14 protein-coding genes are annotated in these 21,730 nt (G+C 65.8%); 5 read left to right on the plus strand and 9 right to left on the minus strand.

Annotation, left to right across the window (positions count from 1 at the left end; genetic code table 11):
* Nucleotides 1–174: 174 nt before the first annotated feature.
* Nucleotides 175–6,492: a kinesin gene (locus ACT2BZ_RS20075; protein WP_457937175.1), complete on the plus strand. Its 6,318-nt coding sequence runs from the start codon at nucleotides 175–177 to the stop codon at nucleotides 6,490–6,492.
* Between the two features lie 200 nt (nucleotides 6,493–6,692).
* On the opposite strand, the gene ACT2BZ_RS20080 is transcribed toward ACT2BZ_RS20075, so the two are convergent.
* From ACT2BZ_RS20080 to ACT2BZ_RS20095, 4 genes are all read right to left on the minus strand, one after another.
* On the minus strand, nucleotides 6,693–7,286 hold the full coding sequence (locus tag ACT2BZ_RS20080) for an ABC-type transport auxiliary lipoprotein family protein (RefSeq protein WP_457937177.1): 594 nt from the start codon (nucleotides 7,284–7,286) through the stop codon (nucleotides 6,693–6,695).
* Between the two features lie 80 nt (nucleotides 7,287–7,366).
* On the minus strand, nucleotides 7,367–8,740 hold the full coding sequence (locus ACT2BZ_RS20085; RefSeq protein WP_457937178.1) for an MlaD family protein: 1,374 nt from the start codon (nucleotides 8,738–8,740) through the stop codon (nucleotides 7,367–7,369).
* Nucleotides 8,741–8,755: 15 nt separating this feature from the next.
* Complete coding sequence (locus tag ACT2BZ_RS20090) at nucleotides 8,756–9,577, minus strand: ABC transporter ATP-binding protein (RefSeq protein ID WP_457937179.1); 822 nt, start codon at nucleotides 9,575–9,577, stop codon at nucleotides 8,756–8,758.
* A 1-nt stretch (nucleotide 9,578) separates the two neighbouring features.
* Nucleotides 9,579–10,766: an MlaE family lipid ABC transporter permease subunit gene (locus ACT2BZ_RS20095; protein WP_457937180.1), complete on the minus strand. Its 1,188-nt coding sequence runs from the start codon at nucleotides 10,764–10,766 to the stop codon at nucleotides 9,579–9,581.
* A 79-nt stretch (nucleotides 10,767–10,845) separates the two neighbouring features.
* Between ACT2BZ_RS20095 and dgcA the strand changes: the two genes are divergently transcribed.
* Nucleotides 10,846–11,829 carry an N-acetyl-D-Glu racemase DgcA gene (dgcA, locus tag ACT2BZ_RS20100; RefSeq protein ID WP_457937182.1) on the plus strand — a complete coding sequence of 328 codons (984 nt, stop codon included), beginning with the start codon at nucleotides 10,846–10,848 and terminating at the stop codon, nucleotides 11,827–11,829.
* Here the strand turns inward: dgcA and ACT2BZ_RS20105 are convergent.
* Complete coding sequence (locus tag ACT2BZ_RS20105) at nucleotides 11,794–13,014, minus strand: MFS transporter (RefSeq protein WP_457937183.1); 1,221 nt, start codon at nucleotides 13,012–13,014, stop codon at nucleotides 11,794–11,796. The two genes, dgcA and ACT2BZ_RS20105, sit on opposite strands and share 36 nt — an antisense overlap.
* 254 nt (nucleotides 13,015–13,268) lie before the next feature.
* Nucleotides 13,269–14,090: a UDP-2,3-diacylglucosamine diphosphatase gene (locus ACT2BZ_RS20110; RefSeq protein WP_457937185.1), complete on the minus strand. Its 822-nt coding sequence runs from the start codon at nucleotides 14,088–14,090 to the stop codon at nucleotides 13,269–13,271.
* A gap of 123 nt (nucleotides 14,091–14,213) precedes the next feature.
* Here ACT2BZ_RS20110 and ACT2BZ_RS20115 point away from each other — a divergent pair, with 123 nt between their 5' ends.
* From ACT2BZ_RS20115 to ACT2BZ_RS20125, 3 genes are all read left to right on the plus strand, one after another.
* On the plus strand, nucleotides 14,214–14,993 hold the full coding sequence (locus tag ACT2BZ_RS20115) for an SDR family oxidoreductase (RefSeq protein WP_457937187.1): 780 nt from the start codon (nucleotides 14,214–14,216) through the stop codon (nucleotides 14,991–14,993).
* A 184-nt stretch (nucleotides 14,994–15,177) separates the two neighbouring features.
* Nucleotides 15,178–17,544, plus strand: a complete 2,367-nt coding sequence (locus ACT2BZ_RS20120; RefSeq protein WP_457937189.1) for an NADP-dependent malic enzyme — start codon at nucleotides 15,178–15,180, stop codon at nucleotides 17,542–17,544.
* Nucleotides 17,545–17,595: 51 nt separating this feature from the next.
* A complete protein-coding gene (locus ACT2BZ_RS20125) occupies nucleotides 17,596–18,780 on the plus strand; it encodes a DUF2865 domain-containing protein (RefSeq protein ID WP_457937191.1) in 1,185 nt (394 codons plus the stop codon).
* Here ACT2BZ_RS20125 and gltX read toward each other — a convergent pair.
* From gltX to ACT2BZ_RS20140, 3 genes are read right to left on the minus strand one after another with little or no spacing between them, the layout of a single operon-like run.
* Nucleotides 18,698–20,071: a glutamate--tRNA ligase gene (gene gltX / locus ACT2BZ_RS20130; RefSeq protein ID WP_457937193.1), complete on the minus strand. Its 1,374-nt coding sequence runs from the start codon at nucleotides 20,069–20,071 to the stop codon at nucleotides 18,698–18,700. The two genes, ACT2BZ_RS20125 and gltX, sit on opposite strands and share 83 nt — an antisense overlap.
* Entirely contained in the window at nucleotides 20,068–21,318 is a 1,251-nt protein-coding gene (locus ACT2BZ_RS20135; RefSeq protein ID WP_457937194.1) for an MFS transporter, read from the minus strand. Before ACT2BZ_RS20135 ends, gltX begins: the two co-directional genes overlap by 4 nt.
* On the minus strand, nucleotides 21,315–21,719 hold the full coding sequence (locus ACT2BZ_RS20140) for a GNAT family N-acetyltransferase (protein WP_457937196.1): 405 nt from the start codon (nucleotides 21,717–21,719) through the stop codon (nucleotides 21,315–21,317). Before ACT2BZ_RS20140 ends, ACT2BZ_RS20135 begins: the two co-directional genes overlap by 4 nt.
* Nucleotides 21,720–21,730: the final 11 nt, after the last annotated feature.

The following is a 21,730-nucleotide window of genomic DNA, read 5'->3' on the forward strand; positions in this document are numbered from 1 at the left end:
GAATCATGGCGTTGTTAACCTTATGTTTAAACTTTTACGTATCGGCCGGTTTCCATGTTTCCTTTACCTGTATGTGTCAGTACGATACGGCGGCTCCATATTCAGCCTACTGCGCGGACCGTGTAAAAACAAAAAATTGGTGTTGGCGCACATCGAGTAAAGGGTAACGGCGGCATGGCGAAGAAATCCACGACCACGCGTAGCATCGAGAGCGAAGTTTCAGAGGAACTGGAATACGCGCTCGACCTCGATTTTTCGGGTTCGCCCGAAGACGAACTCGACATGGCAAGCTCCATGGACGACCTCGAGGCGCAGATTTCCCAGGCAGCCGACGAACTGGTACGCGAGGGACGCGGCAACAAGGCCGCGACCGAGGTGACCCGCGAAAACCGCTCCAGCAAGCCTGCAGCAGCTTCCGCAGCGGCAACAAAGCGGCAGCAGGAGCCCGAACTTCGCCCGGTAGAGCGCCCCACTGTTACCCAGCCAGTCACATTCGCGCCGGCAAACGACGATCGCCAGAAGGATTTCCGCTCGATGCTGGGCGGCCTTAACAAGCGCGCCTCCAGCACCGTCAACTGGGTCGTGGCGGCACTGTCCGTCGTCTGGCTGGGCGCCGCCGGGCTTCTTGCCGACCAGATGTTCGGGCCGGAAATCTGGCAGACGCGCACCCTCGAGCAGGTGCTGGCACGCCCGCAATGGGTCATGTTCGCCATCGGCGCCTGCGTGCCCGTGGTTCTGTTCTGGGCCTTTGCGGCCATGGTGCGTCGCGCCCAGGAAATGCGCATGGCCGCAGAATCCATGACCGAGATGGCGTTCCGCCTCGCCGAGCCCGAAAACCTTGCCCAGGACCGCGTCATGATGGTCGGTCAGGCCGTTCGCCGCGAAGTGGCGGCGATGGGCGAAGGCATCGAGCGCACGCTGGCACGCGCCGTCGAGCTCGAAACGCTGGTCCATACGGAAGTCAACCAGATCGAGCGCTCCTATTCCGAAAACGCCGCCCGCATCCGCCTGCTGGTGGATGGCCTGGGCAGCGAACGCGAAGCCGTCGTCACCCATGCCGAGCGCGTGCGCGCCTCAATCACTGGCGCGCATGAGACACTGCGCGACGAGATCGGCCAGGCGAGCGACATCATTCGCGACTCGATCCTCAACGCATCGACCAACCTGTCGATGACGATCACCAATTCCGGCGACACGCTCATCGACCGCATCAACGAAAGCGGCATGAACCTGTTCGACTCGATGGATACGCGCGTCGATTCCATCACCGACCGCCTGTCGACATCGGGCGAGGCTTTTGCCAGCCTGCTCGACACGCGCATCGCCAAGCTGACCGACTCCACCGACAACCTCACCCGCTCGCTGACCGACCTGCTCGACGACAGGACATCCGGCATGGTCTCGCTGCTCGGCGGTGCCGCCCGCACGCTGAGCTCCGAATTCGAGGCAAGCCTGAGCAGCATCGAACGGACGCTTTCCGAGCGCGGACAAGGGCTTATCAGCGAATTCGAAACCAGGGCGCAAGCTCTCGACACCGGCACTGCCAAGCTCAACGCCGCACTCGAGGCGCGCGCTAAGCAGATCAACGAGACGCTGGTCGAGCGCGCCAAGGAGATCGCTTCCACCTTTACCGAGGGTCGCGATACGCTGTTCGGCATGATCGACGAGGGCAAGTCGCGCATCGGCGCGGAAATGTCCGACATCGTCGAGTCGACCTCCTCCATGCTCGAAGCCCGCGCCGGCGACTTTGCCGGACGCCTCGACCATGCTCGCCACGTCGTGTCGCGCGCCTTCGACGCCGACATCGAGAAGCTGGCAGAGGCCCGCGCCGGCATCGACCACGCGGTCGAGAACCACACCCGCAAGCTGTCGGAGGGCCGTGACCGCATGGCCGCCGCCCTGCAGTCGGACCTTGCCAAGTTCGCCGAGGGCCGCGCCAGCATCGATGCCGCCGTCAGCAACCAGGTGCAGAAGCTGTCGGAAGGCCGCAACGCGATCTCGCGTGCGCTTGAAGAGGACCTGCGCAAGATCAATGACCAGCGCGTCACCATCGACACCGCGCTCGAAGCCCACCTCGAAAGGCTGTCCGCCGGCCGCGAGAACCTGTCGAAGGTGCTGCAGGAAGACACGCAGAAACTCACCCAGACCAAGCTCAACATCGACGAGATGGTTGCCGGCCACGTCGGCAAGCTCGCCGAGGGCCGCAACATCCTGTCGCGCGCTCTGGAAGCCGATCTCGAAAAGCTGTCCGAGACCCGCCACACCATCGACGGCATCGTTGCCACCCAGGTCGAGAAACTGACGGAAGGCCGCGATATCCTGTCGCGCGCCCTCAAGGCTGACCTGTCGGCGATCGACGAACTGGTCGAAAGCCAGATCCAGAAGTTCGCCGATGGCCGCAACTCGATTTCCGCAGTGCTCGAGAGCGACGTCGACAAGCTGAAGGAAGGCCGCAAGGTCATCGAGGAACTGGCCGAGGACCAGGTCAAGAACCTCGACCGTAGCCGCCAGATCCTCGCCGAAGCGCTGGAATCCGACATCGAGGGCATCAACAGCCTGCTCTCCAGCCATGTCGAGAAATTCGCCGTCGGCCGCGAGGGCCTGACCAAGGCCCTGCAGGAAGACCTCGACAAGCTGGCCGAGAGCCGCAGCAGCATCGACGGTCTGGTCGCCGGCCAGGTCGAGAAGCTGGCCGAGGGCCGCGATATTCTCAAGCGCGCGCTGGAAGCCGATCTCGCCAAGCTCGAGGAAACCCGTTCCGGCATCGATACGCTGGTTGCCTCTCAGGTCGAGCGCATTGCCGAAGGCCGCGACATCCTGTCGAAGGCGCTCGAGGAGGACCTCAGCAAGGTCGCCGTCAGCCGCGGCACGATCGACGCGTTCATCAACGGCCAGGTGCAGAAGTTCGCCGAGGGCCGCACCCTGCTGACGCAGGCGCTGGAAGACGACCTCAAGAAGCTCGCCGAAAGCCGCAGCGGAATCGACGGGCTGGTCGCCGGCCAGGTCGAGAAGCTGGCTCAGGGTCGCGACATCCTGACCCGCGCCCTCGAGACCGATCTGCAGAAGCTCGCCGAGACGCGCGACAATGTCGACAAGATCGTCGCCGAGCAGGTGCGCAAGGTCGCCGAGGGACGCGAGACGCTGTCCCTGGCCCTGCAGGCCGACCTGCAGAAGGTTGCCGAGGGTCGCGCCGTCTTCGACGACGTGGTCAACGATCACGTCGCCCGGCTCGCCGAAGGACGCGACAATCTGGCTTCCGCGCTGGAAAAGGATCTTTCCAAGCTCGCCGATGCGCGCAAGGAGATCGACGACGCGATCGCGGTGCATATCGACACGATCGCCAGCAAGCGCGTGGACATCTCGGACGCGGTCGCCTCCGACGTCGAGAAGATCGAGGAAGCCTTCCGCCGCCAGACCGGCGTCATCGAAGAGCGCACCGGCACGATGGAACGCGCCCTGTCGCTTGGTGTCGACAATGTCCGCCAGGTGCTCGAGAAGAGCGCCGTGACGGTCGCCGGCGCCCTGCGCGAGAAGGTGCTTGAAGTTACCGCCGCCCTCAACGACGAGGCCGGCAACGCACTGACCGAGGCCGACAAGAAGATGGCCGAGCGCGCCGAGCAGACGTCTGCCGCCCTGCTCAAGCGGGTCGAGGACATCGCCCACGCCTTCGAAGAGGCCGACGGCAAGATCATCGCCCGCGTCGATGAGACCTCCAAGACGCTGGTTTCACGCGGCGAAGAGGTCGCCAACATCATGGCAGCACGCGCCGGAGAGATCCGCGAGAGCTTCGACGAGGCTGACCAGAAGCTGGTCGCCCGCGCCATGGAGACAGCCGGTTCGCTGGCATCGCGCGCCGGCGACATCCTGCGCAACTTCGACGAGGCCGACCAGCGGCTCGGCATGCGCATCGGCGAATCCGCCGACGCGCTGGCTGCCCGCGCTGCCGAACTCGGCCGCATCTTCGACAAGGCCGACGAGAGCCTCGTCGCGCGCATTTCCGATGGTGCCGAGAAGCTCGAGGCCCGCGCCGGCGAACTCGGCAGCATCTTCGATGCAGCCGACAAGAAGATCGCCGAACGCGTCGCCGACAGCGCCGCAACGCTCGGCACCAAGGCTGGCGAGATCGTCTTCAACTTCGAGGAAGCCGACAAGCGCCTTGCCGCGCGCGTCAACGAGACGGCCAAGGTCCTGTCGGGCCGCGCCGTCGAGATCGGCAACGTCTTCGTCGCCGCCGACAAGCAGGTAGCGGCACGTGTCGAGGAAACCACGCAGGCGCTTGCCGCGCGTGCAGCCGAGATCAGCAGCCTGTTCGACAAGACCGACCAGCAGGTCGCCTCGCGCATCGACGAGACCACGAATGTCCTGTCCGCCCGCGCAGCCGAGATCGGCACGCTGTTCGACAAGGCCGACCAGCAGCTGCACGAGCGCATCAGCGAAAGCGCGACGGCGATCGGAGGCCATGCCGAGGGCATCGCCCATGCCTTCGACGCGACCGAGCAGCGCGTCGTTGCCCGCACAGAGCAGACCTCGGCCGAGCTGGAAGCCCGCGCCCAGGCCATCGCCCAGACGCTGGCCGAAGCCGACGAGCGGCTAGCTGCTGGCGCCAAGGCGGTTGCCGAACGCGTCAACGCGCATGTCGAGGATGCCGAAGGCCGCCTCGCTATGGGCGCCGAGACGATGGGCCAGAAGCTCGGCGACCAGGTCGCCCAGGCAGAATCCCAGCTCATCTCGCGTGCCAACGTGATTGCCGAGACCTTCGCCGCCGTCGGCCAGCATATCGGCCAGAGCACGAACGAAGCGGCAAAGACGATCGGCACCAACACCCGCGAGCTGAACTCGATGCTGGCCGAGCGTTCCGCCGAGATCACCAAGATCCTCGACGAGACCGCACGTCCGCTGGTCGATCGTTTCTCGACCACCGGCGACGAGCTGTCGAAGACGCTGGACGAGACCACGACCCGCGCCACCGAGAGGCTGCGCGCAGAGAATGCGACGCTGCTCAACGCGCTTGCCAACCGCACCGCAGAAACCCTGTCGGCGGTCGAAGGCGCCCGCGACAGCCTCGCTTCTGGCGTCAGCGGCCTGATCGACAACCTCGGCCGCTCGAGCGCGCAGCTCAACGAGTTGATCGAGGCTGCCGCCCAGAACCTGTCGCATGTCGACGGTCGCCTGACCGACAGCACGCAGAACTTCGCCGCGACGACCGAGAAGGCGGCCATGACCTTCGCCAGCTCGGCCCGCCTGGTCGACCAGAACACGACCCGCCTGACCGAACTGTCGTCGAACACGCTGCGCGAGGTCGCCTCGATCGCCACCAAGTTCGACGAGCACAGCCGCCTGCTGGCCAGCGCCTCGGACCTCCTCGGTTCGGCGCAGAGCAATCTCGAGCACACGCTCGAGCGGCAGTCTTCGCTCGAGGATCTGGCCGTCGGCCTGGTCAAGAAGTCGGAGGATCTCGAGCAGGTCATGCGCTCGTTCGAGGATCTTGTCGGCAACGCGATGGAAAAGGCCGAGGGCCGTACCCTGCAGTCGACCGAGAAGATGCGCCACGCCTTTGCCGAGGTCATCGAATCGGCGACCACCAAGTTCGCCACCGCGACCGAGGAAATGCGCCAGACAGCGTCCTCGATCCGCAACGAGCTCGAGGACACCCGCGCCGAGATCAAGAAGGGCGTCTTCGAACTGCCGATGGAAGCCAAGGAATCGACCACGGCCATCCGCCGCGCCGTCAGCGAGCAGATCAACGCGCTGAAGGAACTGTCGGACATCGTCGCCAAGTCGGGCCGCAACAACGACGTCTCGGAAGTCCGCTCGGCACCGCGCCCGGCGGCACCCGCACCGCGGGCCGCCGAGCCGCCGCGCCGCGCTCCGGAGGCACCGCGCCGTCCTGCAGCACCGACGCCGCCGCAGCAGCGCCAGCCGGTCCAGGCCGAGGCGCGCCCTGCCCGCCAGCCTGCGCCCGAGGCACCTGCCCGCGGCACGATCACGGCCGAGCGTCCCGCCGAGGCGCCGATGCGCCAGGCTGACGCATCGCCGCAGGGCGGCTGGGTTCGCGACCTGCTGTCGAACGTGGCCGAGGACGATACGGCACCTGCAGTGGTGGCCGAGAACGCCCCTCGCCCGACGCAGAGCCCGCGTTCGCCGCTTCAGGTGGTCGAATCGCTGAACTCGCTCTCGGTCGACATTGCGCGCGCCATCGACCACGACGCCTCGATCGAGCTGTGGGACCGCTATCGCCGCGGCGAGCGCGACGTGTTCACCCGCCGCCTCTACACGCTGAAGGGCCAGCAGACCTTCGACGAAATCCGCCGCAAGTACCAGTCTGACAGCGAGTTCCGCGCTGCCGTCGACCGCTACTGCGAGGATTTCGAAAAGCTGCTGAACGATGTCGCCCGCAACGACCGCGACAACGTCATGACCAAGACCTACCTGACCTCGGACACGGGCAAGGTCTACACCATGCTCGCGCACGCCGGCGGCCGCCTGCGGTAGGCTCCGGCACAACCAGAAACGAAAAAGGCGGGAGCAATCCCGCCTTTTTTCTTGTCCGGAGATTGCAGAGCTTAGCCTTCGCAACGGGACGGGTGGGGCCCAGCGGAGCAGCAGCTATCGGCTATCGGTGCCAGAGTGAGTGGTGCGGAAGCGCGAGGCGCAAGGGCTGGCGCGAGGCGTTCAGCAGCCGATCAGGGCCGTCAGATGATGGAATCGGCCCAGGCGACGATCTCGACGGCGGCCTGGCCGAAAGCGCTGTCGAGCGCCTGCACATAGGCGTCGTTGCCGACGCCGAGCACCGGGGCCGTCGCGTTGAACGTCTTGGACGCCCGCACCACGCCGTTGCGATCGTTGAGTATGCGGATGAAGAGTTCGACATCGGCCTGTTCGCCTGTGCCGACCCTGACCTCGAAGGCGCGAATCTCGGCGATGATCTGGTAGTCGATCGCCAGCCCCTCGCCGGGCTTGCCGACGCCGCCGAAATTGCCCGAGCGCTCGAAGGTCTCGGCAAGCCGCGCCTGCACGATCTTGGGCAGGCGGTCGGCCCATTGCGCGCCCTTGAGGAACTGGATGACGCCGGGCGACGGCTTGATGACGATGTTCTCGCCGTCGAGCGCCTTCAGCGCCGAGGGTTCGGCGATAAGCACCTGACGGCGGCTGCGGCCGCGGTTCTTGGCTGCCTCCGGCGCGGTCAGCTCGTAGGTGTCGAGCACCTTGGAGGCGCCCAGAAACGCACAACCGGACAGGATGACCGACAGAGCGACAGCCGAAGACAATAACGCCGATGATCTCAAAGCTGCGCCCTTGGATGAACTCCGGCCATGCGGATCAGGCCATCCCCTCGGCAGTGTTTTGCGGGTGCCGCGAGCCATTGTCAACGCCGCGTCCGGCCGTCGTACTGGCGCACGTTGCCGTCGCCACCGGTGATGATGCGCTGCGGATTACGCTCGAGGTCGGTGATGGCGCGTTCGATGCGGTTGACCGACCGACGCGTGTCCTGGACAAGCGAGTCGACGTTGCGCAGGCCAGGGCCGGAGAAGCGCGACAGGCCATCGAGGATGGCGCCAAGGCGCGAATTCAGCGTGTCTGCGACCTGCCTGAAGGACTTGAGCGTGACGCTCGCGTCGGCAAACAGGCCCTCCGCCTCGCCCGAGCCAAGCAGCTTGTCGACCTTCACGAGGATGCCGTCGACGCGCACCGATGCGGCGTTGAGGCGACCGGTAAGTTCGCGCGCATCGGCGATGATCTGGTCGACGTCGTCGGCGCGCGGCCGGAGCTTCTCGGTGAAGACGGCGACGTCGGAGGCCGCCTTGCTGGCGCTCTCGCTGGCCCGTTCGATGTTGGCGAGCGCGCTCTTCACCGTGTCGGCGTCGACGCCGTCGAGCACCTTGTCGACCTTGCCGAGCGTTTCCCCGGCGTCGGTGGCGAAGGCATCGATCGAGGTGACCGCCTGGTCGACATTGTCGACGATCTTGTCGAACTTCGCACCCTGCGCCTTGAGATCGCCGGTGAATTCCTCGACATTGGCGACGATCGACTTGATCTTGTCGGGATCGACCGAGTTGAGCAGGTTTTCAGCGGCCTTGAGCGTGCCGTCGAGCTTGCCGGAAACGCCAGCGAGTTCCTCCGACAGCGCCGCGACGCTGGCCAGGAACTTGTCGACGCCATCGGAATTGCGCGCCAGCGCCTCGGAGAATTTCTGCGTGTTCTCGACCGTCGTGGTGAGCGGTCCGCGCACGTCGTTGGCGAAGCCTTCGAGCTCGGAGAGCACGCGATCGGCGCGGGTGAAAATGTCCTGCGCGGTCTGCAGCAGGTTGGTGACGGCCGACGGGTTGGCGACGATCTCGGCGATCTTGTCCTGTTCCTCGGCAACGTCGAGCAGGTTGGGCTCGTTGAGATCGGCGCCCTTGAGCTCGATATTGGCCTGGCCGGTAAGCCCTGCCAGGCCGATGTCGGCCTGCGTGGACTTGGTGATCGGGGTCAGCCGGTCGATCTCGGCGTCGGCAATGGCCACCTTGGGGTTCTGCACGTCGATATAGACGCGCCGCACGTCACCGACCTTGACGCCGTTGAAGAGCACCGCGCTGCCGCGGCCCAGCCCCGAGGCGGAGCCTGGAATGCGGATGCGCAGCGTCGCCGTCTCGCCGCGGTCGCCGATCGCCGAGGTCCAGTAGACGAAGGCGAAGGCCGACACGATGGCCACGATCGTGAAGATGCCGACGATGACGTAGTTGGCTTTGGTTTCCATGCCGCCTGTGTTTCCCTAAGCACGCACGGCAAGGTCGAGTTGCCGCGCCCGCTTACCCCGGAAATAGGATTTGACCCACGGTTCCTCGCTCGCGAGCATCTCCTCGATCGTCCCCTCGACAAGCACCCTCTTCTTGCCGAGCACCGCCACGCGGTCGCAGACGGAGAACAGGCTGTCAAGGTCGTGGGTGACCATATAGACGGTCAGCCCCATCGTATCGCGCAGCTTGGCGACCAGTTCGTCGAACTCGGCCGCGCCGATCGGATCGAGGCCGGACGTCGGCTCGTCGAGGAAGACGATGTCGGGGTCAAGCGCCAGCGCGCGCGCCAGCGCGGCGCGCTTGATCATGCCGCCGGACAGTTCCGACGGGAACTTGTCCGCCGCGTCGGGCCGCAAGCCGACAAGCTCGATCTTGAGCATGGCAAGCTCGTTCATCAGCGGCTTGGGCAGGTCGAGATACTCGCGCATCGGAATCTGGATGTTCTCCTTCACCGTCAGCGCCGAAAACAGCGCGCCATGCTGGAACAGCACGCCGAGCCGCATGTCGATGAGCAGGTTCTCGGTGTCTGTCGCCTTGTCGACGTCGATGCCAAACAGCTTGATCGTGCCGGAGCGCTTCTTGGTGAGGCCGAGCACGGTGCGCAGCAACACGGACTTGCCGGAGCCGGAGGCGCCGACGAAGCCGAGGATCTCGCCGCGCCTGACATCGAGCGAGAGCTTGTCGAGCACGACATTGTCGCCGAAGGCGACGGTGATGTCGCGCACCGACAGGACCACGTCGTCGTCCGGCACCTCGTTCCCAGTTGCGCTGGCGCTGATCTGGCTCGTTTCCATCATGCTAGAAATCGATCGATGCGTAGAACACGGCGAAGGCGCCATCGAGCACGATGACCACGAAGATCGACTTGACCACCGAGGCGGTGACGTGGCGGCCAAGCGATTCCGCGCTGCCTTCGACCTTCATGCCCTCGACGGCACCGATGATCCCGATGATCAGGGCCATGAACGGCGCCTTGATCAGGCCCGCGAAGATCGTCGACAGGTCGATGGCGACGCGCAGCCGGTCGATGAAGGCGACCGGCGGGATGTCAGAATAGAGCCAGGAAACGAGGATACCGCCGCCAAGGGCCGAGAAATTGGCGAGGATCGTGAGGCAGGGCAGCGCCACGACCAGCGCCACCAGGCGCGGGAAGACCAGCACGCCGATCGGGTTCAGGCCGATGACGGTGAGCGCGTCGATTTCCTCGCGCATCTTCATTGATCCGATTTCGGCGGTGATGGCGCTGCCGGAGCGGCCGGCGATCATGATCGCCGTCATCAGCACACCGAGTTCGCGCAGGATCAGCACGCCGACGAGGTCGACCACGAAGATGTCGGCGCCGAAATAGGAAAGCTGGTAGGCGCCCTGCTGCGCTACGATGGCGCCCACGATGCCCGACATCAGCACGACCACCGGGATGGCGCCGACGCCCATGCGGTCCATCTGGTTGAAGATCGCGGCGAAATTGACGCTGTGACCGCGGTCCAGCTTCATCTGGCCGCCGCGGATCGTGGCGCCGAGGATGTTCATTGCCGCCATGAAATCGTCGCGCATCTCATAGACGCGCTCGCCGACGGTCATGAAGAAGCGGACGAAGACTCCGGCCTCAGGCTTCCGCGGCTGGCCGTCACGATTTTCGGCAGCCTCGCGCACGGCATCGAGCAGAATCGTCGCCACTTCGTTCTGGCCCTCGAGGCGGGTCTCGACGCCGCGCGCCCTGGCGTCGACGATGAGCCGCTCGATCAGCCAGGCGCCAGCCGTGTCCATCCTGCCGATCCCCGACAGGTCGAGCACCAGTCCGCCCGTCGCAAGCTTGTCGGCGATGTCGCGCATGGTCCTGTCGACGCGGGCGACGCGCCGCGTCGTCCAGTTGCCGGAAAGCGCGCAGGTGAGATGCCCGTCGGAGTCATGCACCGCGACTTTCGGGTCGAGGCTGGCTGCCTGGTCCCGCGTCGAGCTTGCTTCCTCTTCGGCGTTGATCAACATGATGATTCGTCATATCCCGCCGCGCTTCGGCTGTCACTTTGACCGCAGCGCAATCGCCCGTCCTCGGAGCAGAAAAATCATGAGCCGTGTCCTTTCGGTTGCCGAAGAACGATTTCCGATAGCCGGCGCCTTCACCATCTCGCGCGGAACCAAGACCGAAGCGGTGGTCATGACATGCTCGATCGCCCAGTCGGGCCGAATCGGGCGTGGCGAATGCGTCCCCTATGCCCGCTACGGCGAGACGCCGCAAAGCGTGCGCGCGCAAATCGAGGCGGCGGCCGACGCGATCTCGGGCGGCGTCGACCGGCTGCATCTGCTGTCGCTGATGAAGCCCGGCGCGGCGCGCAACGCCGTGGACTGCGCGCTCTGGGACCTCGAAGCCAAACTCGCCGGAAAAAGTGTCGCCGAGCGGGTGTGTTCGGAGCCTCCGGTCGCGCTCGAAACCGCCTACACCCTGTCGCTCGGCAGCCCCGAGGCGATGGCCGCACAGGCGCGCGACAATGCCGAAAGGCCGCTTCTCAAGGTGAAGATCGGCGGCGAAGGCGACATCGCCCGCATCCGCGCGGTGGTCGAGGCAGCGCCCGACAGCCGCATCATCCTCGACGCCAACGAGGCCTGGACCGAACGGAACCTGCGCGAAAACCTGGCGGCGGCCGCAGAACTCGGCATCGCGCTGGTCGAACAGCCGCTGCCGGCCGGCGCCGATACGATGCTGGCCAAAATCGATCACCCCGTGCCGATCTGCGCGGACGAGAGCGTACACGGGGCCGACGACCTGGCGCGGCTCGCGGGACTCTACGATGCGGTCAACATCAAGCTCGACAAGACGGGCGGGCTGACGGCAGCGCTCACGATGCGCGACCAGGCCCGAGAGCTCGGCCTGTCGGTGATGGTCGGCTGCATGGTCGGCACCTCGCTTGCCATGGCACCGGCGGTGCTGCTGGCGCAGGGCGCCGACTTCGTCGATCTCGACGGGCCGCTGTTGCTGGCGCGCGACCGCACACCCGCCCTTACCTACCGCGGCTCGCTAGTCTTCCCGCCCGAGCCGGTGCTCTGGGGCTGAGCGGCCGGCCAGCACGATCAGGCCGAGCCCGACGGCGGCGATGACCGCCATGACGTAGAAGCCATCAACGCCGAAACTCTCGTAGAGCGGACCCGAAACCAGCGTGACGGCGGCCATCGCAAAGCCGTTGGCGAAGAAGGCGATGCCCTGCGCGGCACCCGTCCGTTCCTCGGCGACGGTCTCGGCGATGACCTTCTGCAGGCCGATGAGGAAAAGCCCGGTCGAGAGGGCGTGCAGGCTCTGCGCGGCGAAGAAGCCGGCGAGCCCAAGCCCGGCGGGGACGATGAGTGGAAAGGCAACCCAGCGCAGCACGGCCGCAGCGCCCGAGACGCACAGAACGCTAGTGGCCGACAGCGAGCCGAACACGCGCGTGAACGTCATGAAGACGAGAACCTCTGCCACCACCGCAAAGGCCCACAGGAAGCCGATGGCAGCGTCGTTGACGCCGATCGACTTCCAGTAGATCGAGACGAAGCCGAAAAGCAGGGCGTGGCTCGCATTGATGATGCCGACGCCGGCGACGATGAGCAGGAAATAGCGGTTGAAGAGCCTCGGCGCCGCTTCCTGGATGCCGGTCGCCGAAAGCGGCGAGGCACGGCGCGGCCTGCCAAGGCGCGGCGCGGTCAGCGAAACGGCGAGCGTGCAGACCAGGCCGCAGCTTATGATGACGGGCACCACGTCGGGACTGGCAATACCGAGCATCGCGCCGCCGAACAGGCTGGCGCAGAGAAAGGCGATCGAGCCCCACAGGCGCATGGCGGGATAGCTGGAGCCGAAGCGGCGGACCCCCGAAAGCGCCAGCGAATCGGCGATCGGCGACTGTGCCGCCCAGACGACGTTGAGTGCGAGCGAGACGGCGAGCACAATCGCGTAGCTCGGCGGCAGGAAGTAGCCGAGCGAAGCGACGAGCGAGGTGAGGACGAGCGCCACAAGCACGTTGGCCCGGTCGCCGGCGCGGTCGGCCAGCGCGGTGAGCAGCGGGGTCGTGAAGATGCGCAGGAACATGGGCGCCGCGAGAATGATGCCGATCTCGGCGGCGCCAAACCCCTTCGCCTCCAGCCAGAGCGGGAAATAGGGAAGATGCACGCCGATCGGGAAGAAGATGGCCGCAAAGATCAGCGCAATCCGAAACTCGAATCGGCGCGGCTTGACGAGTTGCCCGGGCGAAAGTGGCGGCAATGACATGGACGTTCCGGCATCCCACTGAAGTCGCCGGGACCGAAACGGCGGGCGGCAGCCCCGCATACCATGCCAACCACGCAGGCGAAACGGTCACGCGAGCATATGCCAGCCGGAGGAGCCGGCGGCGGGAGGCGGGTGACGACGCCGAGACGCAGCGCGTGGCGGTCAGCCGGGCTTGCGGGCGATCCGCCACGGGGCACCGGCACGGTCGGCGCGACACGCGCCTGAAAAGGCAGGGGCGAAGGGCGGCAGGTCATTCATGCGGCTTTGACCGACCGGTAGTCGATGGCAACTGGAGCCACGGGTTCGGTCAGGGCCGGTGCCTCCGCCTGGATGTGCGGCCAGTGCACTATCTCCATCGTGCCATCAAAATGCTCGACCACCGCGGTGCAGCTTTCGACCCAGTCGCCCGTGTTGATGTATTCGATGTCGCCGAATCTTTCGATAGCGGCGTGATGGATGTGGCCGCAGATGACGCCGTCGACCGAAGAGCGGCGTGCCTCCTCTGCCAGCACGTCCTGGAAGGCGCCGATGAAGTTGACCGCCTGCTTGACCTTGACCTTGGCCCAGGATGAGAACGACCAGTACGGCAGGCCGAGCGCGCGCCGCGCCCGCGTCACCGCGCGGTTGGCGAAGATCGCCAATTCGTAGGCGCGATCGCCAAGATAGGCGAGCCAGCGGGCGTTCATCACGACCGTGTCGAACTGGTCGCCGTGGATGACGAGGAATTTCCGGCCGTCGGCAGTCTCGTGGATGGCCCGGTCGGCGACGACGATGCCGCCGAAATGCGTGCCCTGGAACATGCGCAGGAACTCGTCGTGGTTGCCCGCGATATAGGTGATGCTGGTGCCCTTGCGAGCCTGGCGCAGCAGCTTCTGGACGACGTCGTTGTGGATCTGCGGCCAGTGCCAGGAGCGCCTGAGGCGCCAACCGTCGACGATGTCGCCGACCAGATAGATCGTCTCGGCCTCGTGGAAGCGCAGGAAGTCGATCAGGAAGTCGGCCTTGGCCGCCCTCGATCCGAGATGGACGTCAGAGATGAACAGCGTCCGGAACTGCTTCGGTGCGGGAACAGGCATGGCGTCTCTGTACCGTTGCTCTTGCGCACGCTAGACCCGATTCATGCAACAGGCGTATGACGGTTGCGACCGGGCGGGCCGGGACATAGCCTGCTGCAAGACAGATTCTGGAGGACTACAGGCATGGATCTCGGCATTCGCGGAAAGAAGGCAATCGTGTGCGCATCGAGCCGCGGCCTCGGCAAGGGTTGCGCCATGGCGCTCGCCGAGGCGGGCTGCGAACTGACGGTCAACGGCCGCGACGCCGAAATCCTGGCCCGGACCGCGCAGGAACTGCGCGACCGCTACGGCGTGAGGGTGACCGAGGTGCCGGGCGACGTCGCCGATCCGGCGGTGCAGAAGAAGCTGCTCGCCGCCTGCCCCGCGCCCGACATCCTGGTCAACAACAACGGCGGCCCGCCCTTCCGGCCGTTTTCCGAACTCGACCGCGAGGCGATCCTGAAGGGCGTGACCAACAACATGGTGGCCCCGCTGGAGCTGATCCAGGCAGTGATCGAGGGCATGGCCGCGCGCGGTTTCGGCCGCATCGTCAACATCACATCGCTGTCGGTCTACGTGCCGATCCCCGGGCTCGACCTGTCGTCGGGCGCCCGGGCCGGCCTGACCTCGTTCCTGGCCGGCGTGGCGCGCACGGTGGCCGACAAGAACGTCACCATCAACAACATGCTGCCCGGCAAGCTCGACACCGACCGGCTGCGCGGCCCGCACGAGCCGGGGTCGGTGGAGGACCCGGCCGAAGGAAAGGCGCGGCGCGAGCGGCTTGCGGAAAGCGTGCCCGCCAAGCGTCTCGGCACGCCTGAGGAGTTCGGACAGATCTGCGCCTTCCTGTGCTCGGTGCATGCGGGCTACATGACCGGCCAGAACGTGCCGGTGGACGGTGGACTTTACGTCAGCGCCTTCTAGGCGCGGTTCACCGCGGCGGCGGCAGGCTGACTCGATTTGTCAGCCTGCGGCAGCAAGAAGCTGAATCCGCTGGCGTTTTCGCGACGAGGCCAAGGCATCCAAAATTCGGCCTGGCAACATCGAAAACTCGCCCATGCGTGCTAGAAGCGTGACAGGAAGAAGCCCGGAGGAGACCGCAAGGCGCATGGAAACCGACAAGGAAAAGAACGCCCGTTCCGATCTCGAGGAAGCCGCGCTGTTCTTCCACAAGTATCCGACCCCCGGAAAGCTGGAAATCCAGGCTACCAAGGCTCTGGGCAACCAGCGCGACCTGGCGCTGGCCTATTCGCCCGGCGTGGCCGCACCCTGCCTCGCCATCAAGGACGACCCTGCCCTCGCCGCCGACTACACGGCGCGCGCCAATCTCGTCGGCGTGGTGTCGAACGGCTCGGCCGTGCTCGGCCTCGGCAACATCGGGCCGCTCGCCTCCAAACCGGTGATGGAAGGCAAGGCGGTACTGTTCAAGAAGTTCGCCGGGATCGACGTCTTCGACATCGAGATCGACGCGCCCGGCATCGACCGCATGGTGAGCACCATCTCGGCGCTGGAACCGACCTTCGGCGGCATCAACCTCGAGGACATCAAGGCGCCGGAGTGCTTCGAGGTCGAGGAACAGTTGAAGAAGATCATGGGCATCCCGGTCTTCCACGACGACCAGCACGGCACGGCGATCATCGTGGCGGCGGCGGTGCTGAACGCGCTGGAACTCGCCGGCAAGGACATCTCGAAGGTCAAGATCGTGACGTCGGGCGCGGGTGCGGCCGCGCTTGCCTGCCTCAACCTGCTCGTCTCGCTTGGCGCGAAGGTCGGGAATATCTGGGTTACCGACCGCTACGGCGTCGCCTACAAGGGCCGCGTCGAGGAAATGGACCGCTGGAAGGACCCCTACGTCAAGGACACCGAGGCGCGCGTGCTGGTCGACGTCATTGACGGGGCCGATGTGTTCCTGGGCCTGTCGGCCGCCGGTGTGCTCAGCCCCGACCTCTTGAAGGGCATGGCCGAAAAGCCGTTGATCCTGGCGCTCGCCAACCCGACACCGGAGATCATGCCGGAACTGGCGCGTGCGGCACGGCCCGACGCCATGATCTGCACCGGGCGCTCGGACTTTCCGAACCAGGTCAACAACGTGCTGTGTTTCCCCTACATCTTCCGTGGCGCGCTCGACTGCGGTGCGCGCGCCATCAACGAGGAGATGAAGATGGCCGCGGTGCGCGCCATCGCCTCGCTGGCGCGCGAGGAGCCGTCGGACGTCGCGGCCAAGGCCTATTCCGAGGAGACGCCGACCTTCGGGCCGGACTTCCTGATCCCCTCGCCCTTCGACCCGAGGCTGATCCTGCGCATCGCGCCGGCCGTCGCCAAGGCTGCCTGCGATACCGGCGTCGCGGCGCGCAAGATCGACGACATGCCGGCCTATGTGGAACGGTTGTCGCGCTTCGTGTTCCGCTCGGGCCTGGTGATGAAGCCGGTGTTCTCGACGGCAAAGGCGGCCCAGGCCAAGCGCGTCGTCTATGCCGACGGCGAGGACGAGCGCGTGCTGCGCGCCGCCCAGGTGGTGCTGGAGGAAGGCATCGCAAAGCCCATCCTGATCGGGCGCCCGCATGTGGTGGAGGTGCGCCTCAAGCGCTACGGGCTGCGCATCCGGCCGGGCACGGATTTCGAGCTGATCAATCCGGATGACGATCCGCGCTACCGCACCTATGTGGACCTGTTGATCGAGCTTGCCGGGCGGCGCGGCGTCACCCAGGAAGCGGCGCGCCTGATGGTGCGCACCAACCCGACGGTGATTGCAGCGCTTGCGCTGAAGCGCGGCGACGCAGACGCAATGATCTGCGGGCTGGAAGGCCGTTTCGCACGGCATTTGCGCAACGTCGCGCTGATCATCGGGCCGCGCTCCGATATCCGCCGCGACCATGACCTGTCGACGCTGTCGATGCTGATCACCCAGCGCGGCGTGATCTTCCTGACCGACACCCACGTCACCGTCGATCCGACGGCCGAGGAAATTGCCGAGATGACAGTCCTGGCGGCCGAGGAGATCCGCCGCTTCGGCATCGAACCGAAGGCGGCCCTCCTGTCCTTCTCGGATTTCGGCTCGCGCGATTCGCCGAGCGCTCTGAAGATGCGCGCTGCAGCCGACATCCTGAAGAAGGCCGCTCCAGACCTGCAATGCGACGGAGAGATGCATGCCGACAGCGCGCTGTCGGAGCCGCTGCGTCAGCGCGTCTTCCCGCATTCGACGCTGAAGGGCGAGGCCAACCTGCTGGTCTTCCCGAACCTCGACGCCGCCAACATCACCCTGACCACGGTCAAGCAGATGATGGACGCGCTGCATGTCGGGCCGATCCTGCTCGGCACCGCAAAACCGGCGCATATCCTGACGCCGTCGGTGACTTCGCGCGGCGTCGTCAACATGACGGCGATCGCCGTAGCCGAGAGCGCGCACCGGGCTCCGGAGCTGCCGTTGCTCGACCGCCTAGCGGCGACAGCGCCGAGAAAGTCAACGGAAGGTTAACCCGCCCCAGTTAGGCATAGTCATCAGTTTTCGGCTCGGGATTGGATCGAGATGGCCGCCGGACCATTCGGCCTGAGGGGGATCGCAGCAATCGCTGCGCTATGCGCGGCGCTGGCCGGATCCGCCCTGCCCACCGCTGCCGCCTCGCGCGTCTGCCGCCAGCTCGAAGCCGAACTTGCCGCCACGTACAAGCCGACCGCCTCGTCGGCACAGTTGCGCAGGCAGGATGGCTCGATCGGCAAGCAGCGCGAGCAGTTGCAGCTGGCGCGCAAGCGGGCACGGCAGGAGGGCTGCGGCTTCTCGCTGTTCGGCCGCGGCGACAAGAAATGCGCGGCCCTCAACGGCAAGATCGAGAAGATGGAGCGCAATCTGGACGCGCTGCAGCGCAAGCGTACGCAGATGGCGCGCGGTTCCTCCGGCGGCAAGTCGCGAGCCAAGATCATCGCCGCGCTCGACGCCAATGGCTGCCGCGACGGCACGACCGAGGCGCGTCGCCTGCCAGGCGGAATCGACCGCAACAGGAACATCCTCGACCAGATTTTCGGCGGGCCGATCCGCCAGCGTGACAATGCGGCCGACGATGTCGTGCGCCGGCCACTCAAAGAGGGCGAAGGCGAAAAGCTCGGCGTGCTGAAGCCGCGCGACGGGCAATGGATCAACGAGAACGGCCACATCCGCTTCACGGCGCCGCCGGGAAACTACCGCACGCTGTGCGTACGCACCTGCGACGGCTATTTCTTCCCGATGTCAAACGCCTCCTCGCCGATGGACTTCGACCGCGACCAGAAGCGTTGCGAGGCGAGCTGTCCGGGCACCGAGGTGCAGCTCTATTATCACGATGCGAGGGACGAGGAATCCGGCGACATGGTCTCGCCGGGCTCAGGCGCACCCTATAGCGAGTTGCCGACCGCCTATCTCTACAAGCAGGCGGGCGTGCCGAGCCCGGCCAATTGCGCCTGCAGCCGGCAGAAGGAATTCGAGGTCATCGCCGCGAGGCCAGCCCCGGGCGCGAATGCGACCGAAACGCCGGAAACCGCACCCGAAATGCCAGCGCCCTCGTCGATCATCACCTTCGGCGGCAGACAGGGAGCGGACAAGGCGGCGGAGCACCCGGTCGCACCGGAGCGGGAGGTGAACGACGAGGACCGCAAGGTCAGGGTCGTCGCGCCATCGTTCCTTCCCGATCCAGGAGAGGCAATAGATCTGCAAGCTCCGGGCCAGACTCAAGTCCAGTAAGCGCAAGCCGCAGCGGCTTGAACAGCATGCCGCCGCGCCGCCCAGTCTTTTCCTTGACCTCGCTCGTCCAGAGCTTCCAAGTGCCGGCATCCCATGGTTCGGGCGGCAGCAGGTCGAGCGCCGTCCGGACGAACTCGGCGTCCTTGTCGGAAAACTCCGGCGGGTTGGCCGGGCCCTGGTGCACGATCCGCCACCAGGTGGCGGCGTCGGAGAGCTTTTCGATGTTGCCGCGAACGGCGTTCCAGAAGGGCTCGGCCCGATCGCCTGTGATGCCGAAGGCAACGAGCCTGTCCCGCGCGGTATCGAAGGACATGTGGAGCAGCAGCGAACGGTTGAGGGCGATGAGGTCGTCAGGATCGAACTTTGAAGCCGACTTCGACGTCGAGGTGATGTCGAAGCGCTTGGCAAGTTCGACCATAGAGGCAACGGCCTCGACGTTATCGGACGTGCCGACGAGCACCGCGAGCGAGGCAAGCGCCATCGGTTCGATGCCGGATTCACGCAGGCCCGCGATCGACAAAGCGCCGGAGCGCTTGGACAGCCCCTCGCCCGATGCCGTCGTCAGCAGGTTGTGGTGGCCAAACATCGGCGGCTCGGCGCCGAGAGCCTTGAACAGGGCGATCTGCACGCCGGTATTGGTGATGTGGTCGTCGCCGCGGATGACGTGGGTGATGCCCATCTCGATGTCGTCGGCGACCGACGGCAGCGTGTAGAGGAAGGAACCGTCCTCGCGCACCAGCACCGGGTCCGACAGCGACGCAAGGTCGACCGTTTCCTCGCCGCGCACGATATCGGTCCAGGTTACCTCGGTGCGCTGCGTCTCGAAGGGATTGTCGGCGAAGTTCGGCAGCAGGAAGCGCCAGTGCGGCTTGCGGCCGTCGGCCTCGTGTTCGGCAATCTGCTCAGGGCTGAGGGACAACGCCTCGCGGCCATAGACCGGCGGCAGGCCGCGGCTGCGCCGGACCTTGCGGCGCAGATCAAGCTCTTCAGGTGTTTCGTAGCAGGCGTAGAGCACGCCCGCATCGCGCAGGCGGTCGGCCGCAACCTCATAGGCATCGATGCGGCGCGACTGGTATTCGGTGCCGTCCTGGAAAATGCCCAGCCAGTGCAGGTCGTAGAGGATGGCATCGGCATATTCCTGCTTCGAACGCTCCAGGTCCGTATCGTCGAAGCGCTGGATGAATCTCCCGCCGTTCTGCATGGCGAAAAGCCAGTTGAACAGCGCGGTGCGCGCGTTGCCAATGTGAATGTGGCCAGTCGGCGAAGGTGCGAAGCGAACGGTGACAGTCATGCTTGGGCCGTAGACGATGCTTCGGGTGTAAACAAGGCAGATCGGCGGCGTATTTGTTTTGCCACATAAAGCATTACAAGAGAAACAATAATGCAGTATCCGCCCATGCAGAGGATCTGCAGCGGATAGCTAACGCCCCGGTCGATGAGATAACCGGTCAGCCCGGGTCCCATGGCGGTTGCGAAGACCATGACGGCAACCGTCAGCGCGCGGATCGAGCCGAGGTGGCGCGTGCCGTAAATCTCCGGCCAGAGCGAGCCGAAAAGCGTCGTCGAGAAGCCGTAGGAAAGTCCGAGCAACGCCATGAAGACGAAGGCGCTCCATTGCCCGTCGAAGGTACCTAGCACCAGGCAGGCACAGGCCAGGGGCACAAGGAAGCCCGGGAGCAGCGCGACGCCGGAAAACCGGTCGATGAGCGCGCCCGAGACCAGCGCGAAGGTGATGGTCATCAGCGCCATGACGGTGAAGGACGAGGCGAAGAGCTCGAGCGACCAGCCGCGCAGCTCGACCAGATAGACCTGGTGGAAGAAGATCGTCGTGCCGATGAAGCCGGGCGCCATGACGCCCAGCAGCAGGATGTAGAAAACCGGGTCACGCACCACCTCGGCGCGCGTCCAGTCGGGCACGGCGGCGGCACGCGGGGCTGGATCGGTGGAGCGCGGCGTGCGCTCGGCTGCAATCAGGACCGTGATGGCCGGAAGGGCAACCACCAGGAGAAGCGCCGCGGCCAGCAGCCAGGTGTAGCGCCAGCCGACCCAGGCAGTTGCCGCCACGAAGAGCAACGGGAAGACCGCCTCTCCGCCATTGTGGCCGAGCGTCACCACCGAAATGGCGCGGCCGCGCTGTGCCGAGAACCAGCGCCCCATGGCGGTGAAGGCGGTGTGGGTCATCATGCCCTGCCCGAACAGCCTGAGCAGATAGATGGTGACGACGAGTTGCGCGATATGGACCGATAAGGCCATCGACACGGCGGCGGCCGCCAGCATCGGGATGATGATGAGGGCTACCTTGCGGACGCTGTAGCGGTCAACGATCTGACCGATATAGGGCAAGGTCAGCGCGCTGCCCAGCGTGGCGACCATGTAGAGCGTGCCGAAGCCGCCATGGGTGAGCCCGTATTCCTGCCGGATGTCGCCGGCCGACAGCGCAATGAAGAAGGTCTGGCCGATCGACGAGAAGAAGGTGAAGAGCAGGCCGCCGACCAGCCAGCGCGCGTTGTCCCGCAGGAAGACGAAGAAGCTGGTCATGGGCTCACGGGCCTGTCGAGGCGCATCTCGTTGCCGTCTGTCGCCGGCCGGAAGCCGAAGGGCGTGTAGAGGCCGTGCGCGTCCGATGTATTGAGCGTGAAGGTCGAGACGGTTCTCAGCGCCGGATGCTCCAGCAGGGATTCGACAAGCGCCCTGGCGATACCCCTGCCGCGATGCTCCGGCCAGACGATGACGTCGGAAATCCTGGCGAAGACCGCGCGGTCGCCCGAGGCGCGGGCGAAACCGACCTGGCGATTGTCGATCAGCGCGATGGCGCAGAGCGAATTGGCGAAGGCGCGGCGATTGATCTCCTCGGTCCGCTGGCCGCCCCAATAGGTGGCAATCAGCAGATCGGAGGTCGCCCGGAAGTCGAGCCGGGCAAGGTCATGAGAGATTTCCATTGTCGCCTGGA

The organism is Mesorhizobium sp. 10J20-29, from assembly GCF_054130485.1.